This is a genomic window from Ruegeria sp. HKCCD6157, assembly GCF_013110685.1.
Classification (GTDB): Bacteria; Pseudomonadota; Alphaproteobacteria; order Rhodobacterales; family Rhodobacteraceae; genus Ruegeria.
The window spans coordinates 527,360-551,690 of the sequence record NZ_WVRB01000001.1 but is presented as its reverse complement, the minus strand read 5'-3'; the positions used below and the strand labels follow the sequence as shown (position 1 = coordinate 551,690).

The 24,331-nt window shown below is 60.7% G+C and carries 23 protein-coding genes; 12 read left to right on the top strand and 11 right to left on the bottom strand.

Annotated elements, in window-relative coordinates; translation table 11 throughout:
• Positions 1–123 precede the first annotated feature (123 nt).
• Entirely contained in the window at positions 124–828 is a 705-nt protein-coding gene (locus GS612_RS02475) for a DUF374 domain-containing protein (RefSeq protein ID WP_171638976.1), read from the top strand.
• Here the strand turns inward: GS612_RS02475 and GS612_RS02470 are convergent.
• From GS612_RS02470 to GS612_RS02450, 5 genes are all read right to left on the bottom strand, one after another.
• Positions 825–1,070, bottom strand: a complete 246-nt coding sequence (locus GS612_RS02470) for a MoaD/ThiS family protein (protein ID WP_152458904.1) — start codon at positions 1,068–1,070, stop codon at positions 825–827. The two genes, GS612_RS02475 and GS612_RS02470, sit on opposite strands and share 4 nt — an antisense overlap.
• Positions 1,063–3,318, bottom strand: a complete 2,256-nt coding sequence (locus tag GS612_RS02465) for a xanthine dehydrogenase family protein molybdopterin-binding subunit (protein WP_171638975.1) — start codon at positions 3,316–3,318, stop codon at positions 1,063–1,065. The genes GS612_RS02470 and GS612_RS02465 overlap by 8 nt, the downstream gene beginning before the upstream one ends.
• Entirely contained in the window at positions 3,318–3,797 is a 480-nt protein-coding gene (locus GS612_RS02460; protein WP_152458906.1) for a (2Fe-2S)-binding protein, read from the bottom strand. Before GS612_RS02460 ends, GS612_RS02465 begins: the two co-directional genes overlap by 1 nt.
• Positions 3,794–4,660 (bottom strand): xanthine dehydrogenase family protein subunit M, encoded by an 867-nt coding sequence (locus tag GS612_RS02455; protein ID WP_171638974.1) that lies wholly within the window; start codon positions 4,658–4,660, stop codon positions 3,794–3,796. Before GS612_RS02455 ends, GS612_RS02460 begins: the two co-directional genes overlap by 4 nt.
• Before the next feature lie 125 nt (positions 4,661–4,785).
• On the bottom strand, positions 4,786–7,998 hold the full coding sequence (locus GS612_RS02450) for a reductive dehalogenase (RefSeq protein WP_171638973.1): 3,213 nt from the start codon (positions 7,996–7,998) through the stop codon (positions 4,786–4,788).
• Between the two features lie 75 nt (positions 7,999–8,073).
• On the opposite strand from GS612_RS02450, the gene GS612_RS02445 reads away from it, so the two are divergent.
• Positions 8,074–8,976, top strand: coding sequence for a LysR family transcriptional regulator (locus GS612_RS02445; RefSeq protein WP_171638972.1), 903 nt, complete (start codon positions 8,074–8,076; stop codon positions 8,974–8,976).
• On the opposite strand, the gene GS612_RS02440 is transcribed toward GS612_RS02445, so the two are convergent.
• Entirely contained in the window at positions 8,967–9,818 is an 852-nt protein-coding gene (locus tag GS612_RS02440; protein WP_171638971.1) for a LysR substrate-binding domain-containing protein, read from the bottom strand. The two genes, GS612_RS02445 and GS612_RS02440, sit on opposite strands and share 10 nt — an antisense overlap.
• A gap of 103 nt (positions 9,819–9,921) precedes the next feature.
• Here GS612_RS02440 and GS612_RS02435 point away from each other — a divergent pair, with 103 nt between their 5' ends.
• Positions 9,922–10,623: an SDR family oxidoreductase gene (locus tag GS612_RS02435; RefSeq protein ID WP_171638970.1), complete on the top strand. Its 702-nt coding sequence runs from the start codon at positions 9,922–9,924 to the stop codon at positions 10,621–10,623.
• A gap of 2 nt (positions 10,624–10,625) precedes the next feature.
• On the opposite strand, the gene GS612_RS02430 is transcribed toward GS612_RS02435, so the two are convergent.
• From GS612_RS02430 to GS612_RS02420, 3 genes are all read right to left on the bottom strand, one after another.
• Entirely contained in the window at positions 10,626–11,897 is a 1,272-nt protein-coding gene (locus GS612_RS02430) for an FAD-dependent oxidoreductase (RefSeq protein ID WP_171638969.1), read from the bottom strand.
• 190 nt (positions 11,898–12,087) lie between these two features.
• Positions 12,088–13,245, bottom strand: coding sequence for an acyl-CoA dehydrogenase family protein (locus tag GS612_RS02425; RefSeq protein WP_171638968.1), 1,158 nt, complete (start codon positions 13,243–13,245; stop codon positions 12,088–12,090).
• A 139-nt stretch (positions 13,246–13,384) separates the two neighbouring features.
• A complete protein-coding gene (locus GS612_RS02420; protein ID WP_171638967.1) occupies positions 13,385–13,948 on the bottom strand; it encodes a TetR/AcrR family transcriptional regulator in 564 nt (187 codons plus the stop codon).
• A 293-nt stretch (positions 13,949–14,241) separates the two neighbouring features.
• On the opposite strand from GS612_RS02420, the gene GS612_RS02415 reads away from it, so the two are divergent.
• From GS612_RS02415 to GS612_RS02405, 3 genes are read left to right on the top strand one after another with little or no spacing between them, the layout of a single operon-like run.
• Positions 14,242–14,706 (top strand): nuclear transport factor 2 family protein, encoded by a 465-nt coding sequence (locus GS612_RS02415; protein ID WP_171638966.1) that lies wholly within the window; start codon positions 14,242–14,244, stop codon positions 14,704–14,706.
• A 12-nt stretch (positions 14,707–14,718) separates the two neighbouring features.
• Positions 14,719–15,339 (top strand): pyridoxamine 5'-phosphate oxidase family protein, encoded by a 621-nt coding sequence (locus tag GS612_RS02410; RefSeq protein WP_171118650.1) that lies wholly within the window; start codon positions 14,719–14,721, stop codon positions 15,337–15,339.
• A 50-nt stretch (positions 15,340–15,389) separates the two neighbouring features.
• Complete coding sequence (locus tag GS612_RS02405) at positions 15,390–15,551, top strand: hypothetical protein (protein WP_162896721.1); 162 nt, start codon at positions 15,390–15,392, stop codon at positions 15,549–15,551.
• A 176-nt stretch (positions 15,552–15,727) separates the two neighbouring features.
• On the opposite strand, the gene GS612_RS02400 is transcribed toward GS612_RS02405, so the two are convergent.
• Both GS612_RS02400 and GS612_RS02395 read right to left on the bottom strand, forming a co-directional pair.
• Positions 15,728–16,423, bottom strand: coding sequence for a THxN family PEP-CTERM protein (locus tag GS612_RS02400; RefSeq protein ID WP_171232833.1), 696 nt, complete (start codon positions 16,421–16,423; stop codon positions 15,728–15,730).
• A 256-nt stretch (positions 16,424–16,679) separates the two neighbouring features.
• Positions 16,680–17,339, bottom strand: a complete 660-nt coding sequence (locus tag GS612_RS02395) for a TetR/AcrR family transcriptional regulator (protein ID WP_171118653.1) — start codon at positions 17,337–17,339, stop codon at positions 16,680–16,682.
• 65 nt (positions 17,340–17,404) lie between these two features.
• On the opposite strand from GS612_RS02395, the gene GS612_RS02390 reads away from it, so the two are divergent.
• The 6 genes from GS612_RS02390 (at position 17,405) to cueR (ending at position 24,243) form a co-directional block, all read left to right on the top strand.
• Complete coding sequence (locus GS612_RS02390; protein WP_171638965.1) at positions 17,405–18,721, top strand: NAD(P)/FAD-dependent oxidoreductase; 1,317 nt, start codon at positions 17,405–17,407, stop codon at positions 18,719–18,721.
• Positions 18,718–19,620: a bile acid:sodium symporter family protein gene (locus GS612_RS02385; RefSeq protein WP_171638964.1), complete on the top strand. Its 903-nt coding sequence runs from the start codon at positions 18,718–18,720 to the stop codon at positions 19,618–19,620. The genes GS612_RS02390 and GS612_RS02385 overlap by 4 nt, the downstream gene beginning before the upstream one ends.
• The gene (locus GS612_RS02380) at positions 19,617–20,549 is read left to right on the top strand and encodes an SDR family oxidoreductase (protein ID WP_171638963.1); all 933 of its coding nucleotides are present in this window, start codon (positions 19,617–19,619) and stop codon (positions 20,547–20,549) included. The genes GS612_RS02385 and GS612_RS02380 overlap by 4 nt, the downstream gene beginning before the upstream one ends.
• Positions 20,546–21,310 carry an SDR family oxidoreductase gene (locus GS612_RS02375; RefSeq protein ID WP_171638962.1) on the top strand — a complete coding sequence of 255 codons (765 nt, stop codon included), beginning with the start codon at positions 20,546–20,548 and terminating at the stop codon, positions 21,308–21,310. Before GS612_RS02380 ends, GS612_RS02375 begins: the two co-directional genes overlap by 4 nt.
• Before the next feature lie 78 nt (positions 21,311–21,388).
• Entirely contained in the window at positions 21,389–23,857 is a 2,469-nt protein-coding gene (locus GS612_RS02370) for a heavy metal translocating P-type ATPase (RefSeq protein ID WP_171638961.1), read from the top strand.
• Positions 23,854–24,243 (top strand): Cu(I)-responsive transcriptional regulator, encoded by a 390-nt coding sequence (cueR, locus tag GS612_RS02365; protein WP_171118663.1) that lies wholly within the window; start codon positions 23,854–23,856, stop codon positions 24,241–24,243. The genes GS612_RS02370 and cueR overlap by 4 nt, the downstream gene beginning before the upstream one ends.
• Positions 24,244–24,331 lie beyond the last annotated feature (88 nt).

Genomic DNA, 24,331 nt, shown 5'->3' with positions numbered 1-24,331 from the left:
GACAGCCGCGCGGCGGACTCAAGAGGCTTTTTCGAATTCCACACCACTATCTGAGCCGACAAACAAGTTGCGCAAAATGTGCAGTGCGCTAAGACAAGGCCCGGTCAGCAAAAGGAACCCCGTGTGAACCTCCGCAAGAAGATCGCAGACAGCGAAGCCGTGCTGAACTGGGTGGCCCGCCGGATCGCCGCTTACATCCGAATGGTCAACCGCAACACACGCTGGCAACGCATCGGATACGAAGAACTGGATCAGCTGGTCGAACAAGGTGAACCTGTCATCGTTGTGCTTTGGCACCAACGGTTGGCGCAGTCGCCCTATTTCTTCCCGCTGGACAAGGGGCGCATCTGTTCGATCACCTCTTCTGCCCGGGCGGGCAGCATGGTGGGGCGCGTACAAAAGCTGTTTGGCATGGACACGATCGCCATGGCCAGCAAGACACGCCACGTCGCCTTGTCACGCCAGGTTCTGGGCAAGATGAAGCAGGGTATCTCTATCGGGATCGCGGCAGACGGACCGCGCGGGCCGGAACGGGTTCTGTCGACGGTTCCTTTGGTTTGGGCGCGCACATCGGGCAAGCGCGTATTCGGTATCACCTTTTCCACGAAACATGGTCGCGAAGCGGGAACCTGGGATCACCTTCTGATGCCCCGCCCCTGGCGAAATGAAGGCGTGTTTCTGTGTCGGGAATGGACTGAAACAGTGCCCCGCAAGGCAAGCGAAGAGGAAATCGAGACCCTGCGCCTGAGCCTGGAGCAGCACATGAACGACATCACGGCAGAAGCTGACCGGATGGTCGGGCGCGAGCCCTGGTCACCTGACGCCTAACCGCCCCTGAGACGTTGCATCAGATAGACCTCGCTGCCTTCGGGAATCGGCTCGGTAAGCCCGGTGGCAATGACGCGCCCGTCGATCGCGATGGAGACCCCCGCATCAATGGGGGCCTGCAACTGCGGGTGGGCCCGGACCAGAGCCCGCAAAAGCTCTCCGGTGGTTTTGGCCTCGACCTCAACCACTTGCTGGCCCCCGGTCAGTGACCGGAGGCCGGACCAGAGGTGGACCTCAACCATTTTCCTTCAGGGCCGCCAGAATGCGCGGCGGAGACATCGGCAGTTGCTTCATCCGAACACCCGCCGCATTGGACACCGCATTGGCGATGGCGGCCAGGGGCGGCACGATGCCCGTCTCGCCCACGCCGCGCACCCCGAACGGGTGGCCCGGGTTGGGCACTTCGACGATCACCGTGTCAATCATCGGCAGGTCACTGGCAACGGGAATCCGGTAGTCAAGAAAGATCGAGTTCTGCAACCGGCCATCTTCGCCATAGATGTATTCCTCGTTCAGTGCCCAGCCGATGCCCTGTGCGGCGCCACCCTGAAACTGCCCTTCCACATAGGTCGGGTGGATCGCCTTTCCGGCGTCCTGAATGACCGTGTACCGGGTGATCGATGTCTTGCCGGTTTCCGGGTCGACCTCGGCATCGACGATATGGGTGCCAAAGGATACGCCCGCGCCTTCGGGGGTTGCTTCGAAATGGCCCGAAATCGGGCCTCCGGTCGATCCCATATCCGCCGTGATGTCGGCCAGAGGCATCGGGTCGAAATCCCCTGCATTGGGCCCCGAGGGCACCGCGCAGCCGTCTTCCCATTTCACCGCATCGACCGGGATGCCCCACTTGGCCGCCGCACGTTCGCACAGTTTCTCGACCGCGTGTCTTGCGGCCTTGATCGTCGCGAGGCCCGACGCGTAGGTCACGCGCGAACCATGGCTCACGTCGTTGTAACCCAGCGTCGCCGTGTCGGCGATGGTCACGCGGATGTTTTCATACGGAATGCCCAGAACCTCGGCCGCCATCAGAGCCATGGATGCGCGCGACCCGCCGATGTCGGGTGTTCCGACCATCAACTGCGCCGAACCATCCTCGGACAGTGCCAGTGAAACGCTGGTCTCTCCCCCGTGGTTGAACCAGAAACCGCAGGAAACCCCGCGCCCCTGCCCCGGCTTCAGCGGGGCCGAGTAATGGGGATGCGCTTTGGCGGCCTCAAGGGTTTCGACCAGACCGATGCGTTCGTAGGTTGGGCCATAGCTGGCCTTCGTGCCTTCATGCGCGGCATTTTCCAGACGCACATCAATAGGATCGAGGCCCAGCTTGTTGCAGAGCTCATCAATGACGGATTCAACGGCGAAGGCGCCCATGGGTGCACCCGGCGCGCGGTAGGCGGCCTGTTTCGGACGGTTCGACATCACGTCGTAACCGATCTGCTTGACGTTGGTCAGGTTGTAGGGCGCAAAGGCACACATGGCCGTCATGTCGCCCGGGGCGCCGGGGAAGGCCCCGCCTTGCAGGCGGAAGACACCCTGCGCCGCCGTGATCGTGCCGTCTTTCTTCATGCCGATCTTCACGTCCATTGACGCCGAAGAGGTCGGCCCAGTGGCCCGGAAAACCTCGGACCTGGTCATCACGATCTTGACCGGTCGGTTTGCCTTGCGGCTGAGCGCCAGAGCAACGGGTTCGATGAACACCGTGGTCTTACCGCCGAAACCACCGCCAATTTCAGACGCAGTCACGCGCAGTTGCGAGGTTTCGATCCCCAGCAACGCCGCACAGGTTTTCTGCGCGATCCAGTGGCCCTGAGTTGTGCACCACAGCTCACCCTTGCCGTCATTGCCCAGCATGCCCAGACAGGCATGCGGTTCGATGTACCCCTGATGGGTCGCCTCGGTCACAAAGCTGTCTTCGATGACCAGATCGGCCTCGGCAAACCCAGCCTCGACATCGCCGTGCCCGCTTTCGTGATAACGCACGACGTTCGGGTGCATCCCTTCCGGCACCGAATAATCCGCAGCACCTTCCCGGATCACCGGCGCATCCGGGGCCATCGCTTTGTCCACATCGGTGACGTGCGGCAGCACCTCGTATTCGACCTCGATCAGTTTCAGCGCGTCACGTGCCGCCAAGGCAGATGTGGCCGCCACCGCAGCAACCGCGTGCCCGTCATAGAGCGCCTTTTCCCCCGCCATGACGTTTTCCAGCACATTCCAGAATTCACCTTCGAGCCCGGGCTTGAATGGGACATCGGCGAAATCGGCACGGGTCACGACGGCTTTGACGTCCTTCGATGCCTCGGCTTTCGAGGTATCAATCCTGACGATCCGGGCATGGGCATGGGGTGAGCGCAGAATCGCGCCGTGCAACATGCCGGGGGCCGAGATATCCGCGCCGAACTTGGCCCGGCCCGTCACCTTGTCCAGACCGTCAGGGCGATCGGGGCGGGTGCCAACGAAGGTGAAATCAGTTTTGCGATCGTCCAGAGCCATTATGACGCCTCCCGCATCTCAGCGGCCGTGTCCATCACGGCGCGAATGATCTTGTCATAGCCGGTGCAGCGGCACAGGTTGCCCGCCAGCCAATAGCGCGTTTCTTCCTCGGTCGGATTGGGGTTCTTCTCCAACAGCGACTTCGCCGCCACCAGAATGCCCGGGGTACAGATGCCGCATTGAAGCGCGGCATATTCGATCATCTTCTTCTGCAACGGGTGCAGGATGTCACCATCCGCAATCCCTTCGACGGTCTCGATCTGCTTGCCTTCGGCCTCGACACCCAGCATCAGGCACGAGCACACAAGGCGGCCATCGACGGTGACCGAACACGCGCCGCAATCGCCGGTGCCGCAGCCCTCTTTGGCGCCGGTCAGGTTCAGCTTGTCGCGCAGACAGTCCAGCAGGGTTTCCCGCGGGTCGCACAGGTATTCGACTGCGTCCCCGTTCACGGTGGTGGATACGTGGAGCTTGCTCATGCGTTTTCTCCCTTCGCGCGGGCATAGGCGATCTTTGCGGCACGCTTGGAAAGAACGCCAGCGACTTCGGTACGGAACGCGATCGTACCTCGTTTGTCATCGATCGGATTGCAGGCGGCCGACGCGGCCGCGGCCAGTGCGTCAAGGGCGGCATCGTCCAAAGTGCTGCCGATGATCGCTTTGGCACAGTCTTCAACCAACAGAACGGTCGGTGCCACGGCACCCAGCGACACGCGCGCCTCGGTGATGACGTCACCATCCAGGCGGAGGTTCACACCAACGCCTACCACTGCAATGTCCATTTCGGTGCGGGGGATGAAACGCAGATAGGCGTCGCCCCCATTCGCACCACGGGCAGGGATGTTGATGGCCGAGATCAACTCGCCCTTCGCCAGCGAGGTCCTGCCGGGCCCGGTCGGGATGTCCTCGACCGCAACGTCACGCGTGCCATCGGGGCCGGTTACGGTGACGGTCACGCCTGCGGCCACCATGGCGGGCACGGAATCAGCCGCAGGTGAGCCATTGCACAGATTGCCCGTCAGCGTCGCGCGGCCCTGAACCTGAGTTGAACCGATCAGGTCCATCGCCTCGACCACACCGGGCCAGTCGCGGCCAAGCTCGGGGTGCTCGCTCATCTCGGCGCCGGTAACGGCCACGCCGATCGTCCAACTGCCGTCGGCATTGCGGGTGATGGCACGCACGCCGTTGATTTTCTTGATGTCGATGAGCGTATCGGGCGTCACCAGTTCCGAGCGCAGTTGCACCAGTACATCCGTACCGCCCGCCAGAAAACGTGTGATGCCCGTCGCGTTCGCGGCCAGAGCCGAAGCTTCGGCAAAGCTGGCGGGGCTGTGATAATCCATGAAGCTACCTCGTACCTGTTGGTCAGGAATATCTGGGTTCGCGGCGACGTTAATTCACCCCTCGTCCGGCGTCCATGGGCCGAGCGACCAAAATTCAACTTCCAAATGTCGCTTTTGGACAGGGTTCAGAGATCGATCTCGATCACCCCACCAGGTTCCGCCGCGCGGCTTTGGCACAGGATCATGGCGCCTTCGCGCTGTTTGCGGGACAAAACGAAATCCCGATGCTCGACCTCGCCCGAAATGACACCGCATTTACAGACGCCGCAGATGCCGTCAGCACATTTCACATCCACATGAAAACCGGATTCGTTCAGAACTTGCGCCGCGTCCTTGTCTGCGGGCACGGGCAGTGTCCGGCCCGAACGCGCAAGCTTGAGCTCAAACGCGTGGTTTTCATATTCAGGCGTTTCAGGAACCGAGAAATACTCCAGATGACGTGATTCTTCGGGAAAACCCTGCTGCTCGGCCGCCTGAATCACGCCGTCCATGTAACGATCCGGCCCGCAGGTATAGACATGCCATCCATCCCGGTAGCCGGACAGAATCACATTCAGATCAGCGCGGGTGCCTTCATCCGAGAAATGGTAATGAACGCGATCCGCCCAGGGCATGGCGGCCAGGTCATCCAGATACCCCGCCCCGCCCCGTGTGCTGGCCGAATAGTGCAATTCGAACTCGCGTCCCAGCGTATGCAGGCGATGGGCAAATGCGATCATCGGGGTGATTCCGATGCCGCCGCCCATGAGGAATGTTCTGGTTGCCGTTTCATCCAATTCAAAGTGGTTGATCGGTTTGGACACGAAAACCTTTCGGCCCTCGGTGAAGATGCGATGCAGCAGCGCGGACCCGCCACGCCCGTCATCCTCGCGCAGCACGCCGATCTGATAGGTCGTACGATCCGATGGGTCGCCCGACATGGAATATTGCCGCAGAAATTCCGGCGCGACCAGGACGTCCAGATGTGCGCCCGCTGTCCATCCCGGCAGGGGCGCACCGTCCAGCGATGCAAATTCGTATTTCGTGACATCCGCCGTCATCTTTTCAACCTTGGTCACGGCGACCCGCATCACAGGTGCATCACCGGCGATCTGATAGCGATGGATGATCGACATGTCCCCGCTTGCCTTGCGGGCCTTGTACTCGTCGGCCGTCACCATGGCCTCATAGGCTGCAATCCCGGCCTCTCGGTCCATTGCAAAGGGATAGGGCCAGGGGTGCGGAGCCAGATAAGCGGGATAGACGGCCAGGGTCTGATCCTCGTATTTCAGGTCCAGATCCTTTTGCAGATCGCGCCGGTTCAACGGGTGCGTCGCGGGGCGATAGGCGCCGTCGGGCTGCAACTCGATATCCCACCACCATTTCTTGATGTCGTTCAGCCCACCATTGCCGACCGCATCGTCCAGCCTGGCCAGCGCGGGCGCGGCGGCGGGGATGTGCATCGCAGCCCAGCGGAACGGGCGCTCGGCGAAGAGACCTTCGAGGTTCCACGGGCAGGTCTTCATGCAGCGCCCGCACATCGCACCGCCCGGGGTCGTCACACGGTACGTGGCGCATTTCTGGCTGTCGGATTTCCAGATTTCGTAACCGTTGAACATCAGCTTCGGTCCGGCGGTGATCGCGCCCGAGGGACATTCGCGGGCGCATTTGTTGCAGGATTCGCAAAAGGTTTGCAGGCCGAAATCGATGGGTTTGTCATGCGCCATCGGCATGTCGGTCGTCACCGCGCCTGATTTCAGGCGCGGGCCCAGATAGGGGTTCAGGATCACTTCTCCGATCCGGCTGACCTCGCCCAGGCCGGACAGCAACAAAAGCGGCGGTTGCAGCACCTCGCCATCCATCACCGTATGCGCCTTGGCCTTGTAGCCCAGGTTGCGGATCTGCTGGGCAATCACGCCGCCCAGCAGCGAAAAGCGCAGATAGGCGCGCATGGATTGGGCGACGCTGATCCAGTCGTCACCGCTGGCCCCTTCCATCGTTTCATAGCCCTGATCGATGATCATGCTGATGGCCTGATCATGCGGCGGCACGATTTCTTCGCCCGTGGCGTCATGAGAATACCACGCCCATTCCGGGCAGCGGCTGAGGCCCAACGCATCGACCCCCAGGAAATAGGTCGCTGCCTTGATGTTCGCCGCATTGCGCTCGGCATCGGTGGGTCCGGCGACCTCAACGCTTTCACCATCCTGCAACAGAACGAATGCACCCAGCGCGCGACGCTGAGCAAAGCTGGGCGCGGCCTTGCGCACGTAGTACCCGCCTTTCGCGGCGTCCTGCAATGACTTGCCCATGTCGCCGAACTGGGCGCGGGCGAACATGTCGGCGCGCTTGGGAACGCGGGCAACATTCTCTTCGTCGATATAGGTTGTCGGAGCCTCGACCCGTTTGAGCTTTTCGAAGGGATGGGCCCCGTCCACATAGCGTCGTTTGGCAAATGGGTCACGGTTGAGGGCGTTCTTGGCAAATCCCGTGCCCAGCCACCATGCCGGACCTTGGGTCCGAAACCACGGCTGTTGCGCCATGGGCCTCAGCGGCCGGTCATGCGCGATGGGCATCTCGGTCGTCACGGCTGCAAGGCCAAACCGGGTGCCCAGCCAAGGCGCAACCAGCTGGTCGCCCTCGACCGAGGCCAGACCGGCAGCCACGGCCAGCTTGCCCAGATCAACTTCGGTCGACATCACGCTGTGCGCGCGGGCGTCAAGACCAAGCAGTCGGATATAGTTGGCGATGACGACGGCATTCTCGGCGGCCAGCAGGCAGGCACGGTGATCCTGCGCGTCGATGATCCAGTCCGCACCGGGTTCGGAAGGGTCAGGGTCGCGATTGTGTTCGTAAAGAAAGACGATGGCGTGACGGTGGTCGTCAATCGGTTTGGGCGCGGCCTCCATACTGTCTTTCAGATCGGCCATGATGAGATCGATCCCAGAGGCCAGCGTTTTGGTCTGGCGCGTGCGCAGCGCGTGGGCAAGCCGGTCGATATCGGGGTTGCGGCGTGGTTCGTCCAGCAGTGCATCCGACGGCAACGGCCCGCAGCCCATCATCGATGCGTCGTTGAAATACCCAAATGCCTTCAGATGGTTGGCGCGCTCCTGCGGATCCGAGGGGATCTCGGATGCAATCGGGTTCACCAACCCGTCGCGGATCGCGTCCAGCATCGCCTGAAACTCGCCCATGGCGTTGACGATGCTGTCGGGCCGCTCCGGCCGGTGGAAACTCAGTTCGCCCATGGCGGGCGCGCGCGACAAATCCGGCATGGTATCTTGTCGGGTCAAACGCTCCAACGGGTATCGCCCCATGTGAACGGGCCGGTTCTTGTCCGAGAAAAAGCGGATTCCCATTATGCGCCTCCTGTTGCCATCCATCCCCTACCCCGTCATGGACAGCGAAACCATTCATGCATAATCATAAGTAATATGAAGAAAATCGATTTCACCGATCTCGACGGCAGGGTTCTGCGCACCTTTCTGACCATTCTCGAGGAAAGCTCGGTTTCGAAAGCTGCGGATCGGCTGGGCGTCACGCAATCGGCCATCAGCCACACGCTGGCCAAGCTCCGGCTGGTGCTGGGCGACCCGTTGTTTGTTCGGTCCGGTCAGGGCCTGACCCCGACCGAACGCGCCTTGTCCCTGAAGGAGCCCGCGCAAAAGGTGCTGGACGGAATGCGGGCGCTGACCGAAGGGCGGCCGTTCGACCCGCAGTCTGAACAGATCAGGATCCGCATCGCCACCAATGACATGCCACGCGAGTTGATCTTTCCGCAGCTGCTTCGAGAAACACGTGCCGAAGACGCAGGTCTGCGGCTGGAATTCATTCCTTCAGGCGTTCCCGACCCCGAGCTGCTGCGCAGTGACAGATGCCAGTTGATGCTGACCCCGTTGCCGCCGGACGGGCCGGACATCTTTCAAAAACACCTGATGACCAGCCCGCTGATGCTGTTCTATGACGCCACACAGCGCACGCCACCGGACAGTTGGGACGCCTATTGCAACAGCGATCATGTCGAGGTTCGCTTTGCCGATGGCCGCAATGCCCGCGCCGTCATGCGTGGCGTCGATCAAAGCCAGATCCGGCCAGCGGTGGTGACCTTGCCGCATTTCAACGCCATCCCGGCCTTCATACTGGGCAGCGACCTGATCTCGACCGACACGGCGCTGATGAAACAGGGCCCGCTGGCCATGCTGGATTGCGCGCCACTGCCCTTCGAATGCGCGCCGGTGTCGATCTACATGGTCTGGCACCAGAGGTCGGCCAATGATCCGGCACATCGCTGGGTGCGGGCCCGGATCGAGGCGATCGCCGCGTCTCTTCAGACCTGAGACAACAGCCAGTCGCGCATGATCCTGACCAGTTGCGGCTGGCGCGGCTTGCGGGGCGCAACCACGTAAAACCCCAGATCTGCAAGCAGGACATCCGCAAGCGGCTGAACAAGACGGCCCGAGGCCACCTCGGGCGCGACAAGAGGCGCATTGGCCAGTGCTATCCCCTGCCCCGAAACTGCGGCATCGATAGCAAGGCTGGTCTGGCTGAAGCTCATCATTCTGGGCTTTCCGCTTGCACCCACCCGTTCAAGGAACAAGGGCCACAATCCGTGGGTATCGTTCAGCAATACCTGCTTCATCAAGTCAGAAGGGGTGCTGATTCCGCCCGCAACAGAAGGGCTGCATACCGGGATGAATTCGGTCGAGAACAAAGGCACCGCCTCCAGTTCCGCCGCAAACGGCGCCCGACCCTGCCTGACCGCAAGATCGACGCCATCCGAACTGAAATCCGCCAGACGCTCGCGCGCATCCACCTGAACCGAGATGTCCGGATACAGGTCCGTGAAGCCCGACAAACGCGGCACCAACCATTTCGAGGCAAAGCTGGGCGTGACCGACAACGTGATCCGCCGGTCCGGAGACAGGTCGGCCACAGCCTCTTCGATCAACCTGAAAGCACGCCGCAGGGGCGCGTGAAACCGCCGCCCGGCATCCGTCAGGCGCAACCCGCGCGGCAGGCGGTCGAACAGAACCTCGTTCAATCGCGCCTCAAGCCCGCGCACCTGCTGCGCCACGGCGCCCTGCGTCACGCCCAGCTCTTCGGCGGCCAGTCGAAAGTTCAAGTGACGGGCAGAAGCCTCGAAAGCGCGCAAGGCGTTTAGGGGTGGAAGGGCGGTCATACTGTTATCCTGTAGATTTTCTACAGAATAGAGGCAGCAGAACTGATTGGTCAAACCACTGTCCGACGGCCATCTTGGGATCAACTGAAAACGGAGATGTCAGATGGAAAAAGTAGCACTTATCACAGCGGGCGGCAGCGGCATGGGGGCGGATTCCGCCCGGAGGCTGGCGGCAGACGGTTTCAAGGTCGGCATTCTGTCCTCCTCGGGCAAAGGGGAAGCTTTGGCAAAAGAGCTGGGCGGCGTCGGCACTACCGGCTCGAACCAGTCCACCGAGGATTTGCAGAAACTTGTCGATGCCGCCATGGCCCATTGGGGGCGAATTGACGTTCTGGTCAATTCTGCCGGTCACGGCCCCCGCGCCCCGATCCTTGAACTGACGGATGAGGATTGGCACACCGGCATGGATGTCTATTTCCTGAACGCGGTGCGCCCAACCCGGCTTGTGACCCCGATCATGCAGACGCAGGGGGGAGGCTCGATCATCAACATCTCGACCTTTGCCGCGTTCGAGCCGGATCCGGTTTTCCCGACGTCGGGCGTGTTCCGCGCCGGGCTGGCCGCCTTCACCAAGCTGTACTCGGACAAATATGCCGCCGCGAATATCCGCATGAACAACGTTCTTCCGGGCTTCATTGACAGCCTGCCCGAGAAAGAAGAATTCCGCAGCCGCATTCCGATGGGTCGTTATGGGCGCAGCTACGACGAGATCGCTTCGGTCGTCGCTCTGCTCGCCTCGGAGGGCGGCGGTTACATCACCGGACAGAATATCCGGGTGGACGGCGGTATCACCCGGTCTGTCTGAGCTTAGAACCGCGCCTTTACAAGATGCGTCAGCGCCGCGCCGGATTCGAAAAAGGCGCGGCGCACGCGCGTCCAGTTTTCGCGGTGTTCCGACACGGCGGGAACCGGCAGAAGCGAGGGATCACCGGCCAGAAGACTTTCGGCCATCATGCGGCCGAACACAGTGCCCGGGCCGATGCCGCGACCGGAATACCCGTGTGCGGCCAAAGCGTTGGGGCCGATCTGCGTGATCTTTGGAATATGATCCGATGTCATTGCGATCCGCCCGTGCCACCCGTGTTCCAACGGCTGGTCGGCCAATTGCGGATAGAGCTCGGCCAGCTTGCGCCGGACCCAACCGGAATGTGCAACCCGGCCGGCATGTCCCAGATCCCCCATGCCGCCAATGATCATCCGACCCGCCTGATCCAGCCGGAATGACGTCATGATCAGCCCGGTATCCCAGCACCCTTCTTTCCTTGGCAGGATACTGGCGCGCAAATTGTCGGTCAGCGGGGCCGTGGCATACTGGAAATAGTAGACCGGCACATAGGCAGGCGCGGTATCCGGCAGCGCAAGATGATAGGCATTCGTCGCCTGAATGACCGATCTTGCCCGAACCGTCCCGCCCGGTGTCACCAGAACCCAGTGCCCGCCCTCATATGTCATGGTCTGCACGGGGCTTTGCATGTGTATCCGCGCCCCGGCCTGTGACGCCGCGCGCGCCAAACCCACCGCATAGGCCAAAGGCTGAATGGTTCCTGCCCGTGGATCGAACAAGGCACCGTGAAAGGCCTGGCTGCCGGTGCGTTCACCCGCCTGGTCCGCCGACAACAGCTCAACCGGTGCTCCGGCTTCGCTCAACTGCGCATGACGCGTATGCAGGTCCTTCAAACCCGACGCGGAATGAGCGCAATGCAGGGTTCCGTTGCGCATGGGCTCACACGCAATGCCATATTCATCGATCAAGGCAAACACATCCGACGGCGCCTTGGCCAGCAAGTCGATCAAACGGTTCCCCGGTTCAGCACCGAGATGCGTGCGGATGTCGTCCGGCGGCAGCCACAGCCCCGCATTGACCAGACCGACATTGCGCCCCGAACCGCCAAACCCGATCTCCTGCGCCTCGAGCAGGCAGACCGACGCGCCGGCGCGGGCTGCGGTCAAAGCCGCTGAACAGCCGGTGTAGCCACCTCCGATGACAGCCAGATCAACCGCTGCGTCAGCGGTCAGGGGCGGTGCGGTGACTGTCTCGGCGCAAGTGGTCTGCCAAAGGGATTGTTCGGGATCGTTCACGTCGGACCTCTGAGTCTTGTCGGCGGATCATCATACCGATACCCCCCCTTTGCAAGCCGCCTTTTGACCCGTGCTGCGACAACGAAACAGGCCCGGAAGGAACGGGCTTTGCCCGGGCCTGCCGGGCCCAACCGGAGGAGTCATTCCGTAAGGAATGAAGACGACGGGCGGGAGAGCCCGGGTGGTGGGCTCAGACGTCGAGCGATCGCGCGATCAGCTCTTTCATGACCTCGTTGGTGCCGCCATAGATCATCTGCACCCTGGCATCCGCGTAAAGACGCGCAATCGGGTATTCCATCATGAACCCGTAGCCGCCGAACAGTTGCAGGCATTCATGCATGATCTCGTTCTGCACCTCGGATCCCCAGTATTTGGCCATCGAAGCAGTTGCCGCGTCCAACTCGCCTGCTTCCAGTTTCCCGATACAATCATTGATGAAACTGCGCAGAACCTCGGCCTTGGTCTTGCATTCCGCCAGTTTGAACCGGGTATTCTGAAAATCCATCACCCGCTGCCCGAAGGCTTTGCGTTCCTGCACGTATTTCACTGTTTCGGCGATGGCGAAATCGATCGCGCCCAGCGCCATGATCGCGATATTCAGCCGTTCCCACGGCAGCTGTTTCATCAGCTGATAGAATCCCTGCCCTTCCTCGGGGCCCAACAGGTTTGTCATCGGCACTTTGACATCTTCGAAAAACAGTTCGGCTGTGTCATTGCCCTTCATGCCCAGTTTCTTGAGGTTCCGTCCCCGGCGAAAACCTTCACACCCGTCGGTTTCCACCACGATCAACGAAACGCCGCGTGCGCCAGCGGTCTTGTCGGTCTTGGCGGCCACGATGATCAGATCCGCAGTCTGCCCGTTCGTGATGAAGATTTTGGACCCGTTCAACCGGTAGGAGTTGCCGTCCTTCTCGGCAGTCGTCCGCACCGCCTGCACGTCCGAACCGGTGCTGGGTTCGGTCATTGCCAGCGCACCGACCAATTCACCCGACGCCAGTTTGGGCAACCACTTCTTCTTTTGATCTTCGCTGCCATAAGCGGTGAGATAGTGGGTCACGATGGATTGAATGCCATAGCCCCAACCCGCATCACCCCGCGCGCCCTGTTCGTAGGCCGTGATGGCGTCAAAGCCCATGCCGCCGCCGACGCCGCCATATTCTTCGGGGATCGCACCCGCCATCAACCCGGTTTCGCCGGCCTTGCGCCAGAAATCGCGATCCACAACGCCGTTTTCAACCCAGGTTTCGATATTGGGTGACAGTTCGTCATCCATGAACCGACCCGCCATTTCCGCGAACATGCGGTGTTCATCAGTGACCCATGCCGCAGTCGAAGTGAAAAGTGACATTGTACGCCCTCCAATCGGTCTTTCGGGAAAGGCTAGCGCCGTGTTCGGTTCACGCCAATCCTTGTGACGCCGCGTCCCTTTGAGGAACAACGCAACGTCTCGGTCTGCGATGACAGAGAATACCTTTTGACTGGCGGGGTTAAGCCAGTGCTTTGGCCAAAAGGTGCTTGGCCGCATCCTTGGCGTCTTCCGCCGGATCGCAGTTCTTGAGCAGAACGGCGGAAACGATGGCTCCTTCCTGCAACAACACGATCTGACTCGCGAGCTTCCGAGGATCATGCGCGCCGGCCTGCTGGGCTATGGCCGTGAAGTGTTCCAGCAAAAGCTGTTTGTGTTCGGCGGCCTGCACATGGATCGGGTGATCCTTGTCCTGATACTCGGCCCCAGCCTTGATGAACATGCAGCCCCGGAACCCGTCCTCTTCGAACCATTCTTTCAGGGCATCGAAACTGACGATGATCTGATCGGCCGGTGTTTCCGCCATCTCGTCGATGCGCTGAAAGAACCAGTTGCGAAAGTTCTCATCCCGCAAGCGCAGCGCGGCGACGATCAGGTCTTCCTTGGTGCGGAAATGCTTGTACATCGACGTCTTGGACACGCCCGTTTCCACAACCAGCTTGTCCATGCCGGTTGCGTGAAACCCGTCGCGGTAAAAGACCTTCAGGGCCTTGCTGACCAACTCATCCCGTTTGTTTGGGCGCATGATTCGGCTCCATGGTGTACCGTTCTGTACATATTATCATGAAGCGTGAAGTACAATGACCCCAAGGCAAGGCATTGTTTTGAAATAGTTTTACCGGGCGCGTTGTCTCACCATGAAATTTCCACTTGCAAAAGTTTACAGATCGGTACACTTTGCTTGTAAGTTAACCGATCTGTACACTCGAGGATTTGACCGATGAAACGTCGCGCCAGCATTTTTCCACCTCAGTACGTCCCCTTCCTTCTGACCATGGCTCTTCTTGCCGCCTCCCTCACCTGAAAGCCTTTTGCGAAATGTCCAAACCCCCCTTGCCCCCCTTCACGTTGGAAACTGCCGCTCAAAAAGTGCGCGCGGCGGAAGATGCCTGGAACAGTCGCGATCCCGACCGCGTGACGCCCGCCTATACGGATGACAGTCAATGGCGGAATCGGGCTGAATTCCTGTCCGGCCACGCCGACATCCACGCCTTTCTGACCCGCAAATGGCGGAAGGAACTGGATTATCGCCTGATCAAGGAACTGTGGGCCTTTGCCGGAAATCGCATTGCCGTACGCTATGCCTATGAATGGCGCGACGACAGCGGTCAGTGGTTCCGATCCTATGGCAATGAAAACTGGGAATTCGCCGATGACGGGCGCATGTCACATCGCCATGCCTCGCTCAACGATCTTCCGATAGCCGAAGATGACAGGCTGTTCCATTGGCCCTTGGGCGAACGCCCCCATGACCACCCCGGGTTGTCCGAACTGGGTCTTTGAAAGGATTTTCCAATGCCCCGCGCTTTTTCCGAACTGACCTTCACACCCGCTGTCCGCGCCCATCAAGAAAGGATGGGATCGGCCAGAACCTATGCCAAGTTCATTGCAGGTGGCCCGCGGCAAGGCCATCTGATCGGAGACCCCGAGAAAGAGTTCATTCAGGCGCGGGACGGGTTCTATCAATCCACCGTGTCCGAGACCGGCTGGCCCTATGTGCAGTATCGGGGCGGGCCGACAGGGTTTCTGAAGGTACTTGGCCCTCAGACCATCGGATATGCGGATTTTTCGGGCAATAAACAGTATATCTCGCGCGGGAATCTGGACGGCAATGATCGTATTGCAATGATCCTGATGGATTACGCCAACCGACGCCGTCTCAAGATCCTTGGGCGCGTAGAGTTCACGGAAGGCGAAACAGCGGCCGCCACCCTTTACCCGGAAGAGGCCGAGGGACCGGCCGAACGGGCCGTGATCATCCGCGTCGAGGCATTGGACTGGAACTGCCCAAGCCACATCACGCCGCGCTTCACCGAAGCAGAGTTGCGCCCTCATCTGAACAGGCTGGGGCAGCAGTTGGCAGAGTTGCAGGCGGAAAACCAAAGGCTGAAACAGCAATTGGCAAAGTCAGGTTGACGTTTCAGCCCTCACAGAATTTACGGATTTCAAGAGAAGGGAGTGTCGCAATGGTTCGCTCGGTCTTTCACCTCTCGGCGGCTTGCCTTGCCGGTACTGCCCTGATCATTCTGATCATCATGTTCGGTTTTTTCGTCTCGCCCAGCGCCGTACGAACGTCGCCGCCATCGGTATTCAGCAAGATTTTGTTCGAACATTTGCAGCAAGAATGATGACCGAGCGTCACTGCGGCAGGAACCCGGCAAGCGCGCTTGTCGTTTCAAGCCAATGCCATCAACTCGGGCTCACGGGGCGCATAGGCTGAAAGACTGAAGAACCTGGCCTAAGAGCGGCCCGGTTCCAGGTCTGCTCTCACCACCAAGAATGGTGAGAGCATAAATAAGCCAGATCAGGCCGTGCTGCGCTTTTTCCGGCGCCCCATCACAAACAAACCGCTGATGCCGCCAAGAAGCAGCCAGCCAGCTGCGGGCAGCGGCACGGGGGCTACCGTGTATTCCCCATACAGCGTTGCGACGTTTTGCATGTTTTCCGTTGTGCTGAAGCCGTTCGAAATGGTGCTGCCGCCGTCCTGAGAGAACCCGAGGACCGAGAACACATAATTCTGTCCACGAAAATTAAAGTTCTGAGAGCCCAAATTGTTGGTAATGGTCACGATGTCATCACAAGGGGTAGAATCCGCCGGACAGTTCGTTGGACGATTCAATGTCTCGTTATGCGTCAGGGCAAACGACGAAGACACCAAAGGGCCACCGCTGATCAATATGTCAACAAGAAGGTCGACGGAGCTTAGGGTTGTTCCCGTGATCGGGAAATTCAGATGCGAGAACTGACCCAGAGCAAAAGCAGTTCCAGGCATCAGACCTGAAATTGGCGTGCCAGTTGGCGTGAAATCGTAACCACTCGAGCTGCTGCCACTTCCCCAGCGAAGAGAAATCGTAGAACCAGAGGTGCTTTCAGTAACGCCGGAACTTGGATTTACGTTTTGCCAAGAGGGCGAGATGCTGGAAATGGTCAGCGCCGACGCACCGCTTGCAGTCATCACACCTGCAACAGCGATCGCAGCTATGTTTCGTATGAATGTCATGTGCCCACCTTACGTACCAATACTCGTTACAAACCACTCTGTGACAGAGTAGCACAACAGAATCATATTTCTAGCTCACGCGCCACATTGACGCCACGTTTTCACCTCAATCAAGGCGAATGACGCCCCAAAGAGCGCCAAAAAGGACACAATCATCTGGCCTGTGCCAATTGTCCAAATTTTGGAAACAGCTACTTCGGATACAAGGCGCCATCTGAACGATTGAACACTCAACCGGGCGCCGCGTGATGGTTCATCAACGGTCGGATCGTACCATTGCTTCGATACCGGCGGCGCAAAAGTCCACCAGACGGTCCATGCCTGATACGTCACCGCCCTGCGACAGGGCTTTGACCCGCCATCCACTGTTGAGATGGGCCAGCATCGCCGAGACCGAATAAACCTGGCCACTTGCCAAAACCGCAGGATCGACATCCGGGTAAAGCGTGGCGATCTCGGTGATGAACAGCTGGGCGGTAGGGTCGAAACACTCCGCTGCGATATCGCGCCACCTGGGGTCAACCGATACGTGGGCCACTAACCGCCCATATGCCATCCATCCGGGCCCACCCGTTTCTGCCAGGTCCACATAGGGTCGGATAAAGCTGTCCAGAATGCTGTGAAGCGTCAGCGGAGCGACGGCCTTGGCCCTGTTCAACGCGTCGATCCGAAGCTGCGCCAGCGCGTCCGCGCGCCGCGCCACGGTTTTGTAAAACAACTCCTCCTTGCCACCACCATGATGGTGCACAAGGCCAATCTGAACCCCCGCCAAGGCCGCGATATCCCGGATAGACGCACCCTCGAATCCCCGTTCGGCAAAGACGGTTTCAGCCGCATCCATGATCCGAGCCTTGGTTTCAAGCGATCGCTTGGAGGGTGCTCTTTGCCTTGGTTTTTCTATGTTTTTTGGACTCATGAATTTCATCTTGCCTTATTTTGGTCGTTCGTTCAAGTTAAGCATCACGAACTTCGGGAGGGTTCATGACACAGACACGCAACGCATTCGCCCTGATCGGGGCGGGGCCGATGGGTTTGGCCGCAGCCAAGGTGCTGAAGGAACAGGGCATCGCCTTTCAGGGCTTCGAATTGCATTCGGATGTGGGCGGTCTGTGGGATATCGACGCCCCCAGATCAACCATGTATGAATCGGCGCATCTGATCTCTTCAAAACGCATGACCGAATTCGAGGATTTCCCGATGGATGAGGCGGTGGCCGAGTACCCCTCGCACCGGGCGATGCGCGACTATTTCCGGGCCTTTGCCGATCGTTTCGGCCTGCGTGAAACCTACAAGTTCAATGCAGAAGTCACCCGGATCACTCCGCTGGGCAAATCCGGTGACGGTTGGCGTGTTGGCTGGCGGGACGCCGAAGGTGAGCATCAGGCCGAATTCGCGGGGGTTCTGATTGCAAACGGCACCTTGTCGGAACCGAATATGCCCAGCTTTCCCGGCACGTTTGACGGCGAGTTGATCCACGCCTCGCAATATCGGTACCCCAGTCAGTTCGACGGCAAGCGCGTGTTGGTCGTGGGCGCGGGCAATTCCGGCTGTGACATTGCGGTTGACGCAATCCATCACGCAGAACGCTGCGATCTGTCCATGCGCCGCGGCTATTACTTCGTGCCCAAATACGTTTTCGGCAAACCGGCCGACACGATGGGCGGCAAGATCCGCCTGCCCATGTGGCTCAAGCGTAAGGTGGACAGCCTCATCCTCAGTTGGTTTGTCGGTGATCCGCAGAAATTCGGCTTTCCCAAGCCCGATTACCAGCTGTACGAAAGCCACCCGGTGGTGAATTCGTTGGTCCTGTACCACGCAGGCCATGGCGACCTGCGCATTCGCCCCGATATCGACCGCCTGGAAGGCAAAACCGTGCATTTCAAGGACGGCACGCGCGCAGACTATGACATGATTCTCGCCGCGACCGGATACAAGCTGCACTATCCGTTCATCGACCGGGGCCTGCTGAACTGGCAGGGCGATGCCCCACATCTGTACCTGAACGCGATGCACCCCGAACGGGACGATCTTTTTGTGCTGGGCATGGTCGAGGCCACGGGTCTGGGCTGGCAAGGCAGGCACGAGCAGGCCGAAATGGTGGCGCGCTATATCAAAGGTCTTCAAAAGGGTTGCCCGGTGGCGGCCGATCTGAAATCCGAAAAACAAAAAGACTATACGCGCGCCACCGGAGGCATGAGCTATATCGATCTACCGCGAATGGCTTACTACGTGGACAAGGCCACCTACAGAAAGGCTGTCACCGGGTGGATCGAACGGCTGCGGAAAGCAGCCGTATGAGTGGTATCGACGAAATTACGCTGAACTTCAGCCCGGCCTCTCTGACGTTGTTGAATGCGATACTGGCGATCGTGATGTTCTCGATTGCGATCGATCTGACACCAAGGGATTTTGATCGCCTCAGACGCGCGCCGAAGCCAGTGATCGTAGGGCTGGTATCCCAATTCCTGGTCCTGCCGGCGCTGACTTTTGCGCTTGTGTGGGTGACGGCCCCGCGACCGTCAATTGCGCTTGGGCTGATCCTTGTCGCAGCCTGTCCGGGGGGCAATATCTCGAACTTCATTACGCACCGCGCCGGTGGCAATGCGGCGCTGTCGGTGTCGATGACCGCCTTTGCCACCATTGGCGCGATTTTCATGACGCCCTTCAACATTGCGCTTTGGGGCGGGTTGTATCCGCCGACACGCGCGATATTGCAACAGACCCAGATTGACCCGCTGCAAATCGCAATCCTTGTCGGGTTGATGCTGATCCTGCCTCTGGTCCTGGGCATTGCTCTGAACCAGCGCCGCCCGGCCCTGACCGCACGGTTGCGTGCGCCGCTGCAATACCTGTCGATGGGTATTTTTGCGGCTTTCATCTTACTTGCCCTGGGCGCGAACTGGGGGTTCTTCCTCAGCTTTGCCGGGGCTGTTGCCGGGCTTGTGATCCTTCACAACGCCCTGGCACTGGGGGGCGGTTGGGTTGTGGCCACTCTGACCCGGCTGTCCCCTTTCGATCGCCGTGCCATCACCATCGAAACCGGCATTCAGAATTCCGGCCTTGGGCTGGTGCTGATCTTTGCCTTTTTCCACGGGCTGGGCGGCATGGCCGTCGTGGCCGCATTCTGGGGCATCTGGCACGCGATCTCGGGGATTGCCCTGGCGTCGGTCATGGCCCGAACTGAGGCCGCGCGATGAGCCGTATCCTGATCACAGGCGCCGCCGGCATGGTCGGGCAGGCACTGTTGCCCGAACTTAAGGGGCACGATGTTTTTGCAACGGATATCAAACGCCCCGACAGCATGCCGGAAAACGTCCACTATCTGCCCTTGGATGTAACGACCGACGCGCCCGCGCGCGCGATCTCCAACGTGAAGCCTGAAGTCATAGTGCATCTGGCCTCCATCGTGACGCCTCCGCCAAAAATGGAACGGGCGGCGGCATATGCGGTTGATGTCGAGGGCACCCGCAAGGTGGTGAACGCGGCCCTTGCCAACGGAGTACGTAGATTGGTGGTCACATCCTCGGGTGCAGCCTACGGCTATCACGCGGACAACCCCGTGCCCCTGCGCGAGGATGATCCGTTGCGCGGCAACCCAGAGTTCCCGTATTCCGATCACAAAAGGCAGGTCGAAGAGATGCTGGCCGAGGTTCGCAAAGCCGCCCCCGATCTGGAACAGGTCGTGCTGCGCGTGGGCACGGTTCTGGGGGCCGGGTCCGAAAACCAGATCACCGCCCTGTTTCACAAACCCCGCCTGCTGGCCGTGGTCGGCAGCGAAAGCCCGTTTGTGTTCATTTGGACGCATGATCTGGCACGCATCCTGAAGCGCGCGGCAACCGACGGGCCGGATGGCGTTTACAACGTCGCCGGGGACGGCGCGATGGGCGTGACCGATCTGGCGCGTGCGATGGGGAAACCGGTTCTGCGCCTGCCCGCTTGGGTGCTGAAATCGGCTTTGGCCGCTGCGCGTCCGCTGGGTCTGTCCCGCTATGGGCCGGAACAGGTGCGATTTCTGCAATATCGACCGGTTCTGGACAACACCGCCCTGAAATCCGACTTCGGTTACACGCCGGAAAAAACCAGCGCCCAGGTATTCTCGCTCTGGCAAAAACAGGCGGGGCTATGAAGACGGCTGTCATATCCGGCGGGGCGGGCGGTTTGGGGCGGGCCCTCAGCCATGCTCTACAAAGTCGCGGGTGGCGAGTGGTGCTGCTGGATCTCGATGTTTCAGGTCTGGACACCGGGCCGAACCAGTTGCCTGTTGGCTGCGACCTGACGGATCCCGACCAGCTTGCCAGAGCAACTCAAAAGGTGATCGCGACCAGCGACAGTATCGATCTGGTCATCTACAACGCCGGTGTCACGCAAATCCGGGCCTTTGAAAAGTCCGACGCGGCCAGCCACCGAACTCTGTTTGACATCAACTATTTTGCGGCCGTTGAAATGGCCCGCGCGTTCTTGCACCCGGTTCGGACGTCAAAGGGGACACATCTGGCCATCTCATCGGTGGCCGGGTTTGCACCGCTTTACCATCGGACGGCCTATGCTGCCTCGAAACACGCGCTGGAGGGGTTCTTCAAATCGCTGCGCTCGGAAGAAGCCCCTCATGGCGTTGAGGTTCTGATCGCTGCGCCGTCCTTTGTGGCCACCAACCCCGGCAACGCACAAGAGCAGGCGGATGGCACAGCGCGGCCCGGATCGGCGAAGGACGGGATGGACGAGATGAGCCCCGAGGCCGCCGCCGAAACGATCCTGCGCGGGCTGGACAAATCGCAGCCCATGATCCCGGTTGGCCGCGTGGCGCGCCTGTCCTGGTGGCTCAACCGTCTGTCACCGCGCCTCTATCAGCGCATGATGGAACGAAACGTGCGCGGCTCGGGGCATTAAAAAACTGCCCCAGGCCCTTGACCTTCCTGTCACTGGAACCCCCATCTGGTGAGTAAGGAAACTTCATGGGCGAGTCGCATGGCGCAAAAAGCACTGACAGAGCTGAAAATCACGGGCATGGGATGCGCATCCTGCGTGGGACGCGTTGAAGAGGCGCTGCGTGATGTGCCCGGGGTGGAAACGGCCTCGGTCAACTTTGCAACCAAGTCCGCACAGGTGGCTTTTGACGGGCCGGTTTCGGCGCTGACCAAGGCATTGGACGCGGCAGGGTATCCGGCCGAGACCAGCCGGGCTGATCTGATCATTGAAGGTATGAACTGCGCCTCGTGCGTGGCCAAGATCGAGCGCGCGCTGAAGGCCAGCCCCGGTGTGATCGAAGCGCAGGTCAATCTGGCGACACAAACTGCCGCGGTGACTTACGCTGTTGGGACAACGACGCCACAGGCGCTGGCACAGGTGGTCACCGACACCGGATACCCGACGCGGCTTCAAGCCGCTTCGACACCCGAAGACCGCGCAGACACTGAAACAGCAGGGCTGACCCGGGCCACGCTGCTGGCGGCCGCTCTTGCCCTGCCCGTGTTCATTCTTGAGATGGGCGGGCACATGATCCCCGCCTTCCACCATTGGGTACACGCCACCATCGGCACGCAGACTAGCCAGTTGATTCAGTTCGCCCTGACAACGGCCCTGCTGCTGGGACCCGGTCGCGTGTTCTATCGCAAGGGCATCCCGTCGTTGCTGAGGGGCACGCCGGATATGAACGCGCTGGTCGCGCTGGGAACCGGGGCGGCCTATCTGTATTCGGTGGTGGCCACATTCGCCCCCGGCGCGTTACCGATGGGAACTGCCAACGTCTATTTCGAGGCGGCGGCTGTGATTGTCGTTCTGATCCTTCTGGGCCGGCTGATGGAGGCGCGCGCCAAGGGCAAAACCGGGGCTGCGATCCGTAAACTGGCGGGCCTTCAGCCCAAAAGCGCGCAGGTCGAAATCAATGGCCGGATAGAAGACCGCCCTATCGCCGAGATTGCGGTGGGCGACATCCTGCACATCCGCCCGGGCGAACGTGTGCCGGTGGATGCCGAAGTGCTCGAGGGCACCTCTTACGTCGATGAAAGCATGATCACGGGCGAGCCGATACCCGTTGGAAAATCAGCCGGCGCGGCTGTTGTCGGAGGAACCGTGAATGGCACAGGCGCCTTGCTGGTTCGGGCGACGCGCGTGGGGGGCGACACGGTGCTGGCCCAGGTCGTTCGCATGGTGCAGCAGGCGCAGGGGGCCAAGCTGCCGATCCAGGGTCTGGTCGATCGGATTACATATCGCTTTGTCCCGGCGGTCATCCTGGTCGCCGTGATCACCGTCGCGGCCTGGCTGATCTTCGGCCCAAGCCCCGCCCTGCCGCTGGCGCTTGTCGCCGGGGTTTCCGTGCTGATCATAGCCTGCCCCTGCGCCATGGGTCTGGCCACTCCGACCTCGATCATGGTCGGCACCGGGCGCGCGGCCGAACTGGGGGTTCTGTTCCGAAAAGGTGATGCCTTGCAGCAGCTTCAGCAGGCACGCGTCATCGCGCTGGACAAGACCGGGACCCTGACACTGGGCCGTCCGGAACTGGACAATGTTCTGACGGCGAACGGGTTTGACAGGGATGAGGTCGTGCGGCTGGCCGCCGCCCTCGAGGCGCGGTCGGAACACCCGATAGCTTCGGCGATCACCCGGGCCGGGCCTGCGACGCTGCCACAGGCGACGGACGTCCTGTCGCTTACCGGGCTTGGCATGCAGGGGCTGGTTGACGGCCGCAACGTGTTGATCGGGTCGCACCGGCTTATGCAACAATGCGGGATCGACCTTGGCCCCCTGGCAAGCGAGGCAGAGGCCCGCGCCGCCGAAGGGGCTACACCATTGTTCGTCGCATTGGATGGGCAGGCCGCAGCCACGTTGTCTGTGTCCGACCCGGTCAAACCCGGCACCGAAGAGGCGCTGGAGCGGCTCCACCAAATGGGTCTGACCGTTGCCATGGTCACCGGAGACAACGCGCGCACCGCGCAGGCCTTGGCTGATCGGCTGGGGATTGATCACGTCACCGCCGAAGTGCTGCCCGACGGCAAGGTGGATGCGATCACCGCCTTGCGGGACCAGTTCGGTACGCTGGCTTTCGTCGGCGACGGCATAAATGACGCCCCGGCGCTGGCAACGGCTGACATCGGCATCGCCATCGGGACGGGCACCGATGTGGCCATCGAAACGGCTGATGTCGTTCTGATGTCCGGCGATCTGCGCGGGGTTGCAAATGCAACCGAGATCAGCCGCAGAACGATGCGGAACATACGCCAGAACCTGGGATGGGCATTCGGTTACAATGTCCTGCTGATCCCGGTCGCCGCTGGTGCGCTGTACCCGTTCGGAGGCCATCTGTTGTCTCCGGCACTGGCGGCGGGCGCAATGGCGCTTTCGAGCGTCTTTGTCGTCTCGAACGCGCTGCGTCTGCGTCGCGTTCAAGCCAGCGTGCCGGAAACCCCGATCCCGCCCGCCAAGGAGGTGCACGCATGAATATCGGAGATGTGTCCGCCCGCACCGGCCTGCCTGCAAAGACGATCCGGTACTATGAAGACATCGACCTGATCAAACCGCTGCGCGACGACAACGGCTATCGCCGATTTCGCGATCAGGATGTGCACAAGCTGAACTTTCTGGGCCGTGCCCGGGCTCTGGGATTCACCATCGGGGATTGCCGGACATTGCTGGCGCTTTACGAGGATGAAACCCGCGCCAGCGCAGATGTGAAACAGGTCGCGCGGGACCATCTGGCGCAGATCGAAGCCAAGATCGCCGACCTGAACGCGATGCGCGAAACGCTGAGCCACCTGATCGACGCCTGCGCCGGGGATGACAGGCCGGACTGCCCGATCCTGCAGGATCTGGGCGGGAAGGGCTGACTTGGGGTTGCCCTTTGGGCGCAGCTTTGCTTTGTCTTCGCCAAACATTTCGGCCAGGCACGTACCGCTGAAGCCGACCGAACAGCGG